Here is a 14,400-nt window from a genome sequence, read left to right as displayed (position 1 = left end):
GGGAGAACCGTGAGAATATGGTTTTGGACTTGTTGTAATACACAAAAGACCAAGCTAAAAAGCTCAGTCTCTGTGTTGTATGAAGTATTGCTAAATTCTTGTATTAAGCAAGTTTATTGATATAAATCGCCAATTTAGATTTTAAATTGCTTGCTTTGTTTTTGTGAATAATATTCACTTTAGCCAACTTATCCAGCATTTTTGTAACACCAGGATACATAGCAGTAGCTTCTGCTTTATCAGTAGTTGAGCGAAGCTTTCTAACAGCGTTTCTCATGGTTTTACCATAATATCTGTTGTGAAGTCTTCTTGTTTCTTCTTGTCTGATTCTCTTAAGTGATGATTTGTGATTTGCCATCTCGACTAATCTGTTTTTTTAATTCGTTTATTTTTTTAATTGTAGCCCGTGGGGGAATCGAACCCCCCTTTCAAGAATGAAAATCTTGCGTCCTAACCGATAGACGAACGGGCCATCATTTGGTGAAACGTTTCCGTTTCTTTTTCGCTTTTCGAGTGTTTGTTTCTCGATTGCGGATGCAAAGGTAGATACTTTTTTTGAATTAGCAAATATTTCACTGGAAAAATTTTCATAGAAATGGAGCGCTTTTCCCCTTTGTACGTTTTTTGGTTTTGATTATCAGTGAGATAACGCAAGGAAAAATTTTCTTTTTTTTCTTTGTTTTTTGGGGTTATAGAGCGTAGCCTTATTACTTCTCGTCTTTTTTTTGTAGTTTTGCGATCAATTGAAACGAAAGAAAAATGTTACAAAAAACGGTTGGAATAGTTCTTCATACGCTAAAATACAATGATACATCCAATATTGTTGAGATGTATACCGAGCTGTCGGGGCGTGTTTCTTTTTTGGTTCCGGTGCCGCGTTCAAGGAAATCGGCGGTAAAGTCCGTATTGTTTCAACCTCTTTCCTTGATAGAGATTGAAGCCGATTTCCGTCCCAATGCCACTCTTTATAAAATAAAAGAAGCGAAGTCTTTTTTCCCTTTCTCTTCGATACCTTACGATCCTTATAAATCGTCTATTGCGCTTTTCTTGGCCGAGTTCCTTTATCGTGCGGTTCGTGAAGAGGCAGAGAATCGGCCGTTGTTTGCTTATCTGGTACATTCCATCACTTGGCTGGACGAATGCCGCGAGGGGTTTGCTAATTTCCATTTGGTGTTTTTAATGCGTCTTTCCCGTTTTTTGGGATTATATCCTAATTTGGAGGATTATCATGACGGAGATTATTTTGATATGCTGAATGCCTGTTTTACTTCGTTGCGGCCACAGTTGCATTCTTCTTATATCACTCCACAGGAGGCTTCCCGGCTGATAGTGCTGATGCGGATGAATTATGACACAATGCATCTTTTCGGTATGAACCGTTTGGAACGGGCGCGTTGCCTTACGATCATTAATGAATATTACCGGCTCCATCTGCCTGACTTTCCGGTACTAAAATCCTTAGATGTATTAAAAGAGCTGTTCGATTGACTTTATTCCGGTTTTATCCTGTTTGTTTTTGCCCCCTTCACCCGCTTCACCTTTTAGAGGTAAACGCCTTATTCATCGGCTATATAGGGTGAAGGGCCTACCCCAAAAGTCTGCGGGAGAAAGGTATGGCGGCATATCGGCAATCGTAAGCACTGTCCATTCAGTCTGTATGTACGGTGCTTAGAGGTGATAGATACCGTTTCCGGGAAGATTTTGCACTATGCATAAAAATGTAACGACCCTTCACCCTGTATCGCCGATGGATAGGGCGATTGCCCAAAAAGGTGAAGCAGGTGAAGGGAGTAAAAACAACAGGAATACCCTGTTTTTCTCTATTTTTTCGATTCCCGAGCCTTCCTGTACGGAAAATGTGATTATCCCAGGAGCTCTTTTACTTTTGCAGAGATGGCACGACCTTCGGCCAAGCCGGCGAGTTTCTTAGAAGCTACTCCCATAACTTTGCCCATGTCCTTACCGCTGGTGGCACCCGTTTCGGCAATAATTTCCTTTAGTGCGGCTTCCAGTTCTTCCGGTGTCATTTGTTTGGGCAGATAAGCTTCCATTACTCTCACTTGTGACAATTCACCTTCTGCAAGATCCTGACGGCCTTGTCCGATGTAAATTTCCGCAGAATCTTTTCCTTGTTTCACGAGCTTCTGAATGATTTTCAGTGCTGCATCATCTGTCAAAGTATCGTTAGCCCCCGGAGCAGTTTTAGCTTCAAGGAAGAATTTCTTTACGTTTCTCAATGTTTCAAGGGCTACTTTGTCTTTCGCCTTCATTGCGTTTTTAATGTCTTCGCTGACTCTTTCAAATAAATCCATGATTCTATATTACTATTTAGCTGTTTATTATTCGCGATTAAGTTGAAGGGTCTTTTTTCCTTCTTCCCTCTCCATGCTCTTTTCTCCCCTTAAAAAGTGATTAGTCCGCTTTCATCCACCGCTTCTTCAGGAGTGATTTCCTCTTTCAAGGATGCTTTGCCTCTGATTTTATCTATGGTTGTCTTGTTGCGCAGGTAAGTCGGGGTACTTTCTACCATGGCGATGATGTCTTCATTGTCAAGATCTTCTGCGCTGAAGATATAAATATGGCGGCGCTTTCTCTGTTTGTTACCTCCTTTATCATCATAAAATCTTTCGCGGCGGTTGCGTCTTTCCTCCTCTTTTTCTTCCAGCTCTGCAAGACGTTGTTGCTCTTCGACGCTACGTTGCGAGATGCGGTTATCCATTTCTTTCATATGAATGTCCTGAATACCGAATCCGGTAGCCAGCAAAGTGATTTTCACTTGATCGCCCAGGCTGTCATCAATAGCGATACCAAACTTGGTCTCAAAATCACGACTGAAACGGTTCATAAATTCCTTTACCTCGTCCATCTCATTCATCATCAGTTTGTGCTGAGAACTGTAAGAGACGTTCAGCAATACTTTCTTGGAGTCGAATATGTTGTTGTTGTTTAGCAACGGTGAGTGCTGCGCATTCTGTATGGCAGCGCTTACGCGTCCTTCCCCTTCCCCGTATCCGGTACTCATGATGGCTACGCCACCGTCTTTCAGCACCGTCTTTACATCGTTAAAGTCGAGGTTGACTTTTCCGTGCAGGGTAATGATCTCCGAGATACTCTTGGCGGCTATCGAGAGGGTATCGTCCGCTCTGTCAAAAGCATCGTCTACGGAAAGGTCATTATATATTTCGCTTAACTTTTCGTTGTTGATCACCAGCAATGCGTCTACGTGCTTGCTGATTTCCTCGACACCGTCTAATGCCTGGTCGATTTTCTTGTCACCTTCCCAACGGAACGGTATGGTAACGATACCGATGGTGAGAATATCCATTTCTTTGGCTGTCTTGGCAATGATCGGCGCGGCACCCGTACCTGTACCACCTCCCATTCCGGCGGTGATGAATACCATTTTGGTACCGTCATTCAGCATGCTTTTGATGCTTTCCAGGCTCTCTTCGGCTGCTTCGCGTGCGCGTGCCGGGCGGTTACCGGCTCCTAATCCTTCTTTACCTAACTGTAGCTTGACCGGTACCGGAGAGTCGGCCAGTGCCTGATGATCCGTATTGCAGAGAACGAATGTTACGTCATGTATACCTTCTTTATACATGTGATTTACGGCATTACCTCCGCCTCCGCCTACCCCGATCACTTTGATGATCTTAGGTGAGTCTTGAGGATAATCGAATTGTACTATCTCGTCCGTCATAATATTTACTGTTTTATAATTTACAATTTGTTATTTGCTCGTTTCCACCGTTCATTCTCTTATTTCATGTCGTCATCAGAGAAAATTTCGTTGGAGATTTTATTGAAGGTTTTTTCAAACCAGCTCGGTCCTTCTTTCTTCTTTCTACGGGCTTCTTCTTTCTTTTTCTTTTCCTCCTCTTTGCGGCGTTTTTCTTCTTCCTTTCGGCGCTTGTCCTCTTCTTCTCTTCTCTTTTTCGCTTCACGGGCGGCGGCTTCCTGTTCTTTCAGCGCTTCGTCCTCTTCGAACATATTTACCGGTTCGGTTGCGGCAGGTGGCGGGGTGACAGGGCGTGTCTCTACAAGGCAGCAGTTTTCTTTTCCTTCAAACAAAAGGCCGAACAGCGTATTCTGTGTTCCGTCCTTCTTTATCAGGTCTCCGTCAGCGTATATGGTGTTACGGATATTGCGTGCTATTCGCACTTTATCGATCTTGGTCCTCTTGCGGAGCACCTCATCCAGATTTTTCAGATTGGCTGTTCCGCCTGTAATGATGATACCGGCCAGAAGCTTGTCGTCGTAACCGGATAACTGTATCTGATTCCATACGTTGTCGATAATCTCTTCCACACGTGCACCGATGATGTCGTTCAGTATGCCCAGTTCGATGGTTCGTTCCTCGTCTTCCAGTTGGCAGGTCGCTTTCTCTTCACCTTCCTCTTCATAGGTGGCATCGGCATACGTTATTTTCAGCGATTCCGCTTCCTCTTCTTCTATCCGCAAAGAGGTGATGTCACGGGTGATACAGTTACCACCCAACGGGAGTACGGTCATGAAACGAAGTATGTTGCCTTTATAAACGGAGATAGTGGTTGTATCGGCACCAAAATCTACCAAAGCACATCCGGAACGGCGTTCGCTTTCGCTCAATACGGCATTGGCGGTTACCAATGGTGCGATCAGGAGATCGGCAATTTTTATTTTTGCCTGTTCAAAACAACGTTCCAGATTGTTTTTGATAGAGGCGCGGGCTACGATATTGAGGAAGCGTCCTTCAATATGATTGCCGAGCACTCCTACCGGTGTGTCCGGAAGAAAATTGTCTATTTTAAATTCCTGGGGGGCAACGTCCAGTATATCCATGTCTATCAACGGAATTTCCAGATTTTCGTCGCAGATGGCATCCACTAACTCTTGCGAGATGAGTGTTTCTTCTTTTAAGTCGCGGCTTACGACATTCCGTACAGTACGGAGTGACTGTCCGCTGATACCTACATATACCTTGGCGATCGATTCTTTCAGATCGCCTTCCAGTCTGTTGATGATGGAAGTGAGGCTTTGGGCTGTCTTGTTCAGATTATAGATAACCCCTTTCCGTATAAACGAAGAGGAGTCTTCTTTGGCATAAGCCAACACCTGCATACTTCCGTCACTGTTCTTTCTTCCGGCAATGCCGGTTACCTTTGATGAACCCAGTTCAATAGCGGCGATAAATTCTGTTGTTGCCATATATTTAAATAATGTGCCAATCTGCCAATCGGCTGATATGCCGATTGGCTGGCGCTTTAATTTGGTTATTATTCAATTTAGTACTTTTCTCATTCTTTAATTGGCTCATTGGCATATCAGCCCATTGGCCCATTATGTATTATCTTTTTGTGCAGATAATCTGGTTATTGAACTCCAGGCTGATACGTGAGTACTTATTCCATCCCACTTCGTTCAACGCCTTTTTATAGAATACTTTCAGGCGGTCCAGCTTATCTTCAAATTGATCCAGTTTTCCAAGATAGACGATATGGTCGCCTACTCGTGGCACAAGTTCTACATCTTTGCTTGGAAGCACATGAATCTGTTCTATCTGTGCATCCCAAAACGGATTGTTCTGCAAAAATACACCAAACTTATATAAATCCCTCATTGCAAACGACTTTTCTACGTTTCCGGTTACAATTGTTCGCCGGGCTACGCATTTGGCTTCGGGCGGCATGATCGTTCCTTTATTGTCTACATAGTAGCTTTCACCGTTATTACTCATGATACGGAGGATCGGGATACGCTGTCTGACCTCCACGCAAAGCTTGCCACTGGGGGTCTTATAGCACTCTGTCTCATCGATAAGCGGATGCTTGTCCAACTCGTTTTCCAGGGTTTTCGTATGTATGCGCTCCATCTTTTTTCCTACCGGATAGATGCCTTTCTTTTGCAATATACCGGTTACTTCATCTTTGGTGACAAAGCCTGCATACACCGTGTCTTTGATAATCAGCTCTACGTCACGGCACACCTGATCGGCGGGTTTGCGATTGAATACTGTCACAGCTACACCCAGGTAGACAGTGATGAGCAACAGAACGATAGATAAAAGAATCCGTTTCAGCATAATGTGATATTTACGATAGGTTGACAAATTACAATCGGAATTTGTTCAATCCATGGTGTTTAATTTTTCCGTAATGGCAGGGACATAGTTTTCTATATCTCCGGCTCCGAGAGTGATAAGAACTTCTATTTTCTTATTTTTCAATACATCGAGTATCTCCTCCTTTTTACACATGCTTTTCTCAATACCGGGACGGAGGTTGTCATAAATCAGTTGGCTGGTCACACCGGGTATCGGTTGCTCACGTGCCGGATAGATATCTACTAAGATTACCTCGTCCAGTAAAGACAAGCTCTCTGCAAAGTCTTTGTAAAAATCGCGTGTACGGGTATAAAGATGAGGTTGGAAAATGGCTGTTATTTTCTTATCCCGGTATAACTCGCGGATAGACAGTACACTTTGTTTGATCTCCGACGGATGATGGGCATAATCACTGAGGAACACGATACGGTCATTTTTGATTTTAAAATCAAAACGGCGGTCCACTCCCCGGAAACTTGCCATTCCCTGTTTGATCTCTTCATCCGTCACCCCGTTCAGATGCGCCAAGGCCATAGCAGCCACCCCGTTCTCAATGTTGATGCTTACAGGAACTCCCAACCGGATATCCTCGATGCGTACCTCCGGTCCGACAAAATCAATAAAGATCTCACCGTTTCCGATACGGATGTTTTCTGCGTGAAAATCACCCTCATCGCGAGAGTAAGTATACACCTTTACACCCGGTTGCACTTGAGGATGCAGAGAAATTCCTTTGCGGATAATCAGTGCCCCGCCCGGTTGGATAAGGGTGGTGTAATGCTCAAAACTTTCCAGATACGCTTCGGCTGTTCCATAAATATCCAGATGATCGGGGTCTGTGGCTGTGATAACAGACATATAAGGAGATAGCCAATGGAAAGAACGGTCGAATTCGTCTGCTTCGATTACGGTATAAGGGCTTGTCTGCGAAAGCAGTAAGTTGGTTTCGTAATTTTTGGAGATACCTCCTAAAAAAGCCGTACAGCCGACATGTGACTGATATAGCAGATGGGCAGCCATAGACGAAGTGGTGGTTTTACCATGTGTGCCCGCTACACAAAGTCCTTTGCTGGAGTGCGTGATTGTACCCAACACTTGTGCCCGTTTTTGAATTTCAAAACCATTGTCACGGAAGTAGGTTAGTTCTTCATGCTCTTGTGGAACGGCCGGAGTCAACACGACGAGCGTATTCTCTCTGTCTCTACACGCTTCCGGAATCAGATGAACGTCTTCTTCATAATGTATCTGCGCCCCTTCAGCTATCAGGCATTCCGTCAGTTCACTGGGTGTGCGGTCATAACCGGCTACCAATTTCCCTTTAGAGAGGAAATAACGTACGAGTGCGCTCATTCCGATACCTCCGGCACCGACAAAATACACCGATTTAATATTATCTATATTGATATTCACCATCTTATTTACTGTTTACATTAAACTATTCACCATTAAACTGTTCACCATTTTTTTGTTCACATTTCTTTTATGCAGTAGCGAGATACTCGCCCATTTCTCATCTCTTTTTTTACTTCTCCCCTCTCTATTCTCCCTTACTCTTGCTCTCTCACCGCTAATTTAATAACCTCTTTCGCTATTATAGTTGCCGAGTCCGGCAAGGCCAGCTTGGCTATCCGATCGCTTAAGTCTTTTAGCTTTGCCGTATCGGCTATCGTTTCCAAAGCTGCGGGCAAAAGTTTTGTTTCGGCTTCTGCATCTTTTACGTAGATGGCCGCCCCTTTATTTACCAGTGCAAGTGCATTTTTAGTTTGATGGTCTTCCGCAACGTTAGGCGAAGGCACCAGGATGACCGGTTTGCTCAGTAGACAGAATTCCGATATGGAACCGGCGCCTGCGCGTGAGATGACCAGATCGGCAGCCGAATAGGCGGTAGCCATGTCTTTGATAAAGTCCGCTACGTATAAGTTCGGAATGCTTCCTGCACTACCGACGGCTTCCATCACCTGCTGATGGTATATCTTACCGGTTTGCCATATAAATTGGATGTCGTTATTCTTTTTTAGAGTCGGCAGTCCGGCAATAAGCGTGTTGTTGATAGTACGTGCCCCCAAACTGCCTCCCAAGATCAATATGGTTTTCTTATTCGGGTCCAGACCGAAAGCGCGTATCGCATCTTCGCGGCTCAGGGCATGGTCAAGTAAATTTTGACGTACCGGATTGCCGGTCATCAGAATCTTTTCTGCCGGAAAGAATTTTTCCATTCCGTCATAGGCTACACATATCTTTTGCGCTTTCTTTGCCAACAATTTATTCGTCACTCCGGCATACGAATTCTGTTCTTGTATCAATGTCGGAACTCCCATCATACCGGCCATTTTCAATGTCGGACCACTGGCATAGCCGCCAACTCCCACTGCTGCCTGCGGACGGAACTTTTTGATGATACTCTTTGCTTTCCATTGGCTGCGAGCCAGCTTTACGAGTACTGCAAAGTTTTTCCATAAATGCTTGCGGTCGAATCCGGCTACCGGCAATCCGATAATCTCATAACCGGCATCGGGGACACGTTGCATTTCCATCCGTCCTTCGGCTCCTACAAACAATATTTTTGCATCCGGACATTGTTCTTTTATGGCATTGGCGATGGATACGGCCGGAAAGATATGCCCTCCCGTACCTCCGCCACTGATAATGATTCTAAGTTCTTTCTCCATTGTAACTCGTAATTTTCCTATTTCTTTTCTTCTTCGAATTCTGCGTCACTGTTCAGTACTTGTGCAGTCGGTTCGGCGGCTGTCTGCGCTTCTGTTGTGCCGGTTGCTTCTGTCTGCATTTGTAGTTGGGCATTGCGCTCTTTCTGCTCTTCAAGGTAGGCAGTGTAGCGGCTCACACTCAGTATCATGCCGATATATGCACAGTTTATCAGTGTCGAAGTACCTCCTTTACTGATCAGTGGCAAAGGCTGTCCGGTTACCGGGAACAGACCGACGGCCACCATCATATTCAAGATGGCTTGCGATACCAGCATTAAGGCAATCCCCATTACGAGGAAAGCGGGAAAGGTTCGTTCGCATTTTTGCGCGATACGCCCCGCACGTACCAATAACCATATATAGAGACATACCACAAATATACCTCCTACCAGTCCGAGTTCTTCTATGATGATGGCGAAGATGAAGTCGGAGAACGCCTGACTCAGGAAATCACGTTGAACGGAATTTCCCGGTGCTTTCCCTACTACATTGCTCGTGGCGATCGCAATGCGGGCGTGAGCAATCTGGGCATCTTTGTCTATGTCGAATTTGGCAGCCGGCACTTCTTCTTTTTCGGTGAAGTTGACGATACGGCTCTTCCAGGTATCAAAACGGTGGAGGAAGGGAATGTCCGAATCTTTCGGGATAGCCAACAGGAATACGACACCTACCACACCCACCAATCCGAGTGAACCTACCAGCATCAGCAGCTTTCGGGCTGCCACCCTGCCTATAAACATCATTAGGAATACTACTCCGAATAACAACATGGCTGTAGAAAGGTTTTCCGGGGCAATCAGCAGGCAGACGATTCCTGTAATAATCAGGATGTATTTGAATGCTTTCGGATTGGCTCCTTCGTCATCCTGTTTTTTCGACAGGATAAAGGAGACGGCAATGACCACCGCCATTTTTGCCAATTCGGAAGGCTGGAACTGTAAACCCATAAACGACATCCAACGCGCCGCACCGTTGACACGGTCGCCCGTGATAACCCCCATCAGAGTGACGAAAGCCAACAGCACTACCGAGACAGGGTACAGGAAGACTGGAAACACCTGAAACCATTTGTAAGGGATGTTGTGCATGAGTACCACTACCACCGCTCCCACCATCAGTATGATGGAGTGTTGTGTGATAGGGCCCCAGTGATCTCCGCTTTTATAGGTAAGCGTGCTCGCTGCCGAGAACACCTCGATAATCGAGATGAGGCAGAGGCAAAGGAAGATTATCCAGATTACCTTGTCGCCTTTGAATATGTTTTTTAATAAGTCCACTTGATTTATGAATTATAATTTATGAATTATGAGAGAATCATAATTCTCTCACATACTCTTTAAATTGATCTCCCCGGTCTTCGTAGCTCTTAAAGAGGTCGAACGAGGCGCAACAGGGGCTTAATAAGACAGTCTCGCCCTTTTTGGCCAGCTTGTACGCCGCTTCCACTGCATCTTTCATGCCGGTCTGTATATCGGCTACCGGCAATCCGAGACGGTCGAAGAATGCGTGCAGCTTTTCGTTATGTAATCCTAAGTACACCAATGCGGAGCATTTTTCGCGTACCAGGTCTTCGATTTCCGTATAGTCGTTGCCTTTGTCCTTCCCACCGAGGATGAGGACTGTCTTGGTGGTCATGCTTTGCAGGGCGTACCAGCAGGAGTTGACATTGGTTGCTTTAGAATCGTTAATGAAATCGATTCCTCCTACACGGGCCACCTTCTCCAGACGGTGCTCCACTCCTTTGAAGTCGGACAATGCTTTGCGGATATCATCTTTCGTGATTCCCGCCAGATTGGCCGAGATACCTGCTGCCAGTGAGTTGTATAGATTGTGCTGTCCGGTCAGTGCCAGCTTCTCCTGTTCCATATTGAAGGCAATCGGTTCGTTGATCTTTACCTCATGATCTTCTACATAGGCAATGACTCCGTCTTCTTTTACTGCGGCAAATGGATATAGGTGTGCTTTCAGTCCGTGTTTCTCCAACTCCCGTTTGATGATAGGGTCATCGTTCCAGAAGATGAAGGCGTCGTCCTGCGTCTGGTTCCGGGTGATACGGAATTTCGCATCTATATAGTTTTGCATGCAGTGGTCGTAACGGTCCAGATGATCCGGTGTGATATTCATCAGGACGGCGATGTTGGCACGGAAATCGTACATGTTGTCCAGTTGGAATGAACTCAGCTCGATAATATAATAATCGTGTTTATCTTCGGCTACTTGCAGGGCAAGACTCTTGCCTATATTACCGGCCAGGCCGACATTCAATCCTGCACTCTTGAAAATGTGATAGATGAGGCTGGTGGTGGTGGTCTTTCCGTTTGAACCGGTGATGCAGATCATCTTGGCATCCGTATAGCGTCCGGCAAATTCTATTTCCGAGATAATCGGTGTGCCTTGTTCTTTCAATTTCAGAATCAACGGAGCATCGTTTGGAATACCCGGGCTTTTAACTACCTCGTCGGCATTCAGAATCAGTTCTTCGGTATGATGGCCTTCTTCCCAGGCAATACCGTAGCTGTCGAGCAGTTCTTTGTACTTGTCCTTGATGGCGGACATGTCCGATACGAACGTCTCGAATCCTTTCACTTTGGCTAATACGGCAGCACCCGCGCCACTTTCGCCTGCTCCTAAAATTACAATCCTTTTCATTCTCAATAATGTGTCGATATACCGATGTGGCCGTATGCCACCGGCAACACATAAACTTTAATGGTTAATAATCCGGTTAATTCTCTCTGTTTTATTTATGGGTTCATTGCCGCTTCCCTGCCTTTTCACCTGCATCCGCTTCTTCCCCGATTGGCATATCAGCACATTGAACCATGATTTATCTGATCTTTAATGTGATGATCGTTATTGCTGCCAATACGATTGTTACGATCCAGAAACGAACAGTGATTTTCGATTCATGGAAGAGGTTGTCCGGTTGGGTGAATACCACCCGGCATCCGCTTTCTATCTGGTTCATCGATGTACGGAAATGATCGTGTATCGGCGTACGTTTAAACAGGCGTTGTTTTACCCCTTTTTTCTTTCCGACCTTGTAATAAGCGCGTTGCAGAATGACCGACAGGTTTTCTACCAAAAATACACCGCAAAGAATGGGAATCAATAACTCTTTATGTATAATGATAGCAAATACGGCGATAATACCGCCGATGGTCAGGCTCCCGGTATCGCCCATGAATACCTGCGCCGGATAGGCATTGTACCATAAGAAACCGATCAGTGCACCGATGAAAGCACATATGAAGATTACCAGTTCCTCCGAACCGGGGATGTACATGATATTCAGATAGCCGGCAAATTCGATGTGGCTCGATACATAGGCCAGTATGCCCAAAGTCAGTCCGATAATGGCAGAGTTGCCTGCTGCCATCCCGTCCATCCCGTCATTCAAGTTGGCGCCATTGGATACGGCCGTCACTACAAAGATGGTAATGATCACAAACAGGATCCATCCGGCAGTCTGGGCATGATCTCCCATAAAAGCTACCAGATCGGCATAATCGAGGTTGTTGCTTTTGAAAAACGGTATGGTGGTCTGTGTCGATTTCAAGTCGTTTGTCCCGTGCACGACTTCCATCTCGCGTCCCGGTGTCTGTACTTCTATGTTTTCACGAATGACGACGTCCGGGCTGAGATAGAGGGTCAATCCCACAATCAGTCCCAATCCCACTTGCCCGATGATCTTGAATTTTCCGTGCAACCCTTCCTTGTCTTTCTTGAATATCTTGATATAATCGTCGGCAAATCCCAATGATCCCAACCAAACGGTAGTGATAAGCATCAAGATCATATAGATATTATGTAGTTTTCCTAACAGCAGGCAGGGGATCAGAATGGCTACAATGATGATGACGCCACCCATGCTCGGCACTCCTACTTTATTTACACCGAACGGGTCGATTTTGGCATCACGCTGTGTCTCCGTGATCTGCTTACGCTTCAGCAGTTTGATAAACTTATCACCCCAGATGCTCGAGATCAGCAGTGCCAGAATGATAGCCATCAATGCACGGAATGATGTATAACCAAACATTCCCGCACCGGGAAAGTTGAGTTTGTGTAGCCAGTCAAATAGATAATATAACATTGTAAATAGTGATTAGGGGTTAGTGATGAGTGATTGGTGATAAGTGATGTCGTCACTAATCATTCATCACTGATTTCAACTCTTCTTTGTCATCAAAGTGATGTTTCACTCCTTTTATTTCCTGGTAGTTCTCGTGTCCTTTTCCGGCAACGAGAATTACATCTCCTTTTTCGGCCAGCATGCATGCTGTGCGGATAGCTTCCCTGCGGTCTGCCATACTGATTGTTTTCTTTCTGTCTCCGGCATCCAAGCCGGCCAGCATGTCATTGATAATATCCTGCGGTTCTTCAAACCGGGGATTGTCCGAAGTAATGATGACACGGTCGCTCGCTTTGGCAGCCTCTTTGGCCATGATGGGGCGTTTCCCTTTGTCACGGTTACCTCCGGCACCCACCACAGTAATGACTTTACCTCTGCCTTCGAGTACGTCGTGAATGGCATTTAGGACATTGACCAGTGCATCCGGAGTGTGGGCATAATCCACGATTGCCGTATATCCCTGCGGAGAACGGATGGCGTCGAAACGTCCTGCTACCGGGTGTAGTGTACTGAGCGCCACCAGTACATCCTCTTCTTTTTTACCGAGCAATACGGCAGCGCCGAATACGGCAAGAAGGTTAGATGCATTAAATTTACCGATGAACTGTACCATCAGTTCATGGTTGTTGAAGTCGAGCAACATTCCTTCGAAGTGCGACTCCAATACTCGCCCTTTGAAGTCGCTCAGACTTCTCAAAGAGTAGGTATATACCTTCGAACGTGTGTTTTGCGTCATTACCAGTCCGTTCTTGTCATCCAGATTGGTAAGGCTGAATGCGTTTTTGGGCATATCGTCAAAAAACTTCTTTTTGGCTTTCAGATAGTTCTCTACCGTTTTATGATAATCCAGATGGTCGCGGGTCAGATTCGTAAAGATACCTCCGGCGAATTTTAATCCACTGATGCGTTTTTGGGCGATGGAGTGGGAGCTTACTTCCATAAAAGCATACTTGCAACCTTCGTCCGCCATCCTGCCTAACAGGCGGTTCAATGTGATGGGGTCGGGGGTAGTGTGCTCGGTTGGGATTGCTTCGTCATCGATATAGTTGCATACCGTTGAAATGAGTCCTACCTTATATCCGAAATAGCGGAATGTATTATATAATAAGGTGGCGATGGTCGTTTTCCCATTGGTTCCCGTTACGCCTACCAGTTCCATTTTAGAAGTAGGATCTCCAAAGAACAGAGTCGCCATCTTGCCTGTGGCATCCTCGCTGTCTTTCACTTGCACGTAGGTGATTCCCTCTGCCGGCTGTTCCGGCAGGTCCTCGCAAAGTACGGCGACGGCCCCTTTTTCTATGGCAGCCGGGATATAGGCATGCCCGTCTGTCTGCGTGCCGCGCATGGCCATAAACAGATGTCCTGCTTCTATCTGTCGGGAGTCTATGTTGATTCCTGTTATTTCTATGTCCGAAGCCCCCACAACCTGTACCGGTTGGATCGCTTTCAGTAATTCGTTCAGTTTCATACCTTAT

The 14,400-nt window shown here is 45.6% G+C and carries 12 protein-coding genes and 1 tRNA gene; 1 reads left to right on the top strand and 12 read right to left on the bottom strand.

The features are described from left to right. Positions 1–103: 103 nt before the first annotated feature. Both rpsT and HMPREF1532_RS07665 read right to left on the bottom strand, forming a co-directional pair. Positions 104–358 carry a 30S ribosomal protein S20 gene (gene rpsT / locus HMPREF1532_RS07670; protein WP_005927235.1) on the bottom strand — a complete coding sequence of 85 codons (255 nt, stop codon included), beginning with the start codon at positions 356–358 and terminating at the stop codon, positions 104–106. A gap of 42 nt (positions 359–400) precedes the next feature. After that, positions 401–472 (bottom strand) — tRNA-Glu (locus HMPREF1532_RS07665). A gap of 287 nt (positions 473–759) precedes the next feature. Between HMPREF1532_RS07665 and recO the strand changes: the two genes are divergently transcribed. Continuing rightward, on the top strand, positions 760–1,488 hold the full coding sequence (gene recO / locus HMPREF1532_RS07660; RefSeq protein ID WP_005927232.1) for a DNA repair protein RecO: 729 nt from the start codon (positions 760–762) through the stop codon (positions 1,486–1,488). Positions 1,489–1,862: 374 nt separating this feature from the next. On the opposite strand, the gene HMPREF1532_RS07655 is transcribed toward recO, so the two are convergent. The 10 genes from HMPREF1532_RS07655 to HMPREF1532_RS07610 form a co-directional block, all read right to left on the bottom strand. Beyond that, positions 1,863–2,312 (bottom strand): GatB/YqeY domain-containing protein, encoded by a 450-nt coding sequence (locus HMPREF1532_RS07655; protein WP_005927230.1) that lies wholly within the window; start codon positions 2,310–2,312, stop codon positions 1,863–1,865. Positions 2,313–2,401: 89 nt separating this feature from the next. Then, positions 2,402–3,700 carry a cell division protein FtsZ gene (ftsZ, locus tag HMPREF1532_RS07650; protein ID WP_005927228.1) on the bottom strand — a complete coding sequence of 433 codons (1,299 nt, stop codon included), beginning with the start codon at positions 3,698–3,700 and terminating at the stop codon, positions 2,402–2,404. 59 nt (positions 3,701–3,759) lie between these two features. After that, positions 3,760–5,187, bottom strand: a complete 1,428-nt coding sequence (ftsA, locus tag HMPREF1532_RS07645) for a cell division protein FtsA (RefSeq protein ID WP_005927225.1) — start codon at positions 5,185–5,187, stop codon at positions 3,760–3,762. A 139-nt stretch (positions 5,188–5,326) separates the two neighbouring features. Next, on the bottom strand, positions 5,327–6,061 hold the full coding sequence (locus HMPREF1532_RS07640; protein WP_005927219.1) for a cell division protein FtsQ/DivIB: 735 nt from the start codon (positions 6,059–6,061) through the stop codon (positions 5,327–5,329). Positions 6,062–6,106: 45 nt separating this feature from the next. Beyond that, positions 6,107–7,486: a UDP-N-acetylmuramate--L-alanine ligase gene (gene murC / locus HMPREF1532_RS07635; RefSeq protein WP_044097448.1), complete on the bottom strand. Its 1,380-nt coding sequence runs from the start codon at positions 7,484–7,486 to the stop codon at positions 6,107–6,109. A 143-nt stretch (positions 7,487–7,629) separates the two neighbouring features. After that, entirely contained in the window at positions 7,630–8,751 is a 1,122-nt protein-coding gene (gene murG, locus HMPREF1532_RS07630) for an undecaprenyldiphospho-muramoylpentapeptide beta-N-acetylglucosaminyltransferase (RefSeq protein ID WP_005927213.1), read from the bottom strand. Positions 8,752–8,768: 17 nt separating this feature from the next. Then, positions 8,769–10,067: an FtsW/RodA/SpoVE family cell cycle protein gene (locus tag HMPREF1532_RS07625; protein ID WP_005927210.1), complete on the bottom strand. Its 1,299-nt coding sequence runs from the start codon at positions 10,065–10,067 to the stop codon at positions 8,769–8,771. 37 nt (positions 10,068–10,104) lie between these two features. Continuing rightward, entirely contained in the window at positions 10,105–11,439 is a 1,335-nt protein-coding gene (gene murD / locus HMPREF1532_RS07620) for a UDP-N-acetylmuramoyl-L-alanine--D-glutamate ligase (protein WP_005927207.1), read from the bottom strand. A 178-nt stretch (positions 11,440–11,617) separates the two neighbouring features. After that, the gene (gene mraY, locus HMPREF1532_RS07615; RefSeq protein ID WP_005927204.1) at positions 11,618–12,886 is read right to left on the bottom strand and encodes a phospho-N-acetylmuramoyl-pentapeptide-transferase; all 1,269 of its coding nucleotides are present in this window, start codon (positions 12,884–12,886) and stop codon (positions 11,618–11,620) included. A gap of 55 nt (positions 12,887–12,941) precedes the next feature. Next, entirely contained in the window at positions 12,942–14,393 is a 1,452-nt protein-coding gene (locus tag HMPREF1532_RS07610) for a UDP-N-acetylmuramoyl-L-alanyl-D-glutamate--2,6-diaminopimelate ligase (protein ID WP_005927201.1), read from the bottom strand. Between the last annotated feature and the right edge of the window lie 7 nt (positions 14,394–14,400).

This window comes from Bacteroides salyersiae WAL 10018 = DSM 18765 = JCM 12988, assembly GCF_000381365.1.
In the GTDB taxonomy this organism is placed as follows: domain Bacteria; phylum Bacteroidota; class Bacteroidia; order Bacteroidales; family Bacteroidaceae; genus Bacteroides; species Bacteroides salyersiae.
The sequence above is the reverse complement of the archived record's forward strand: the minus strand, read 5'-3'. Positions and strand labels throughout refer to the sequence as shown.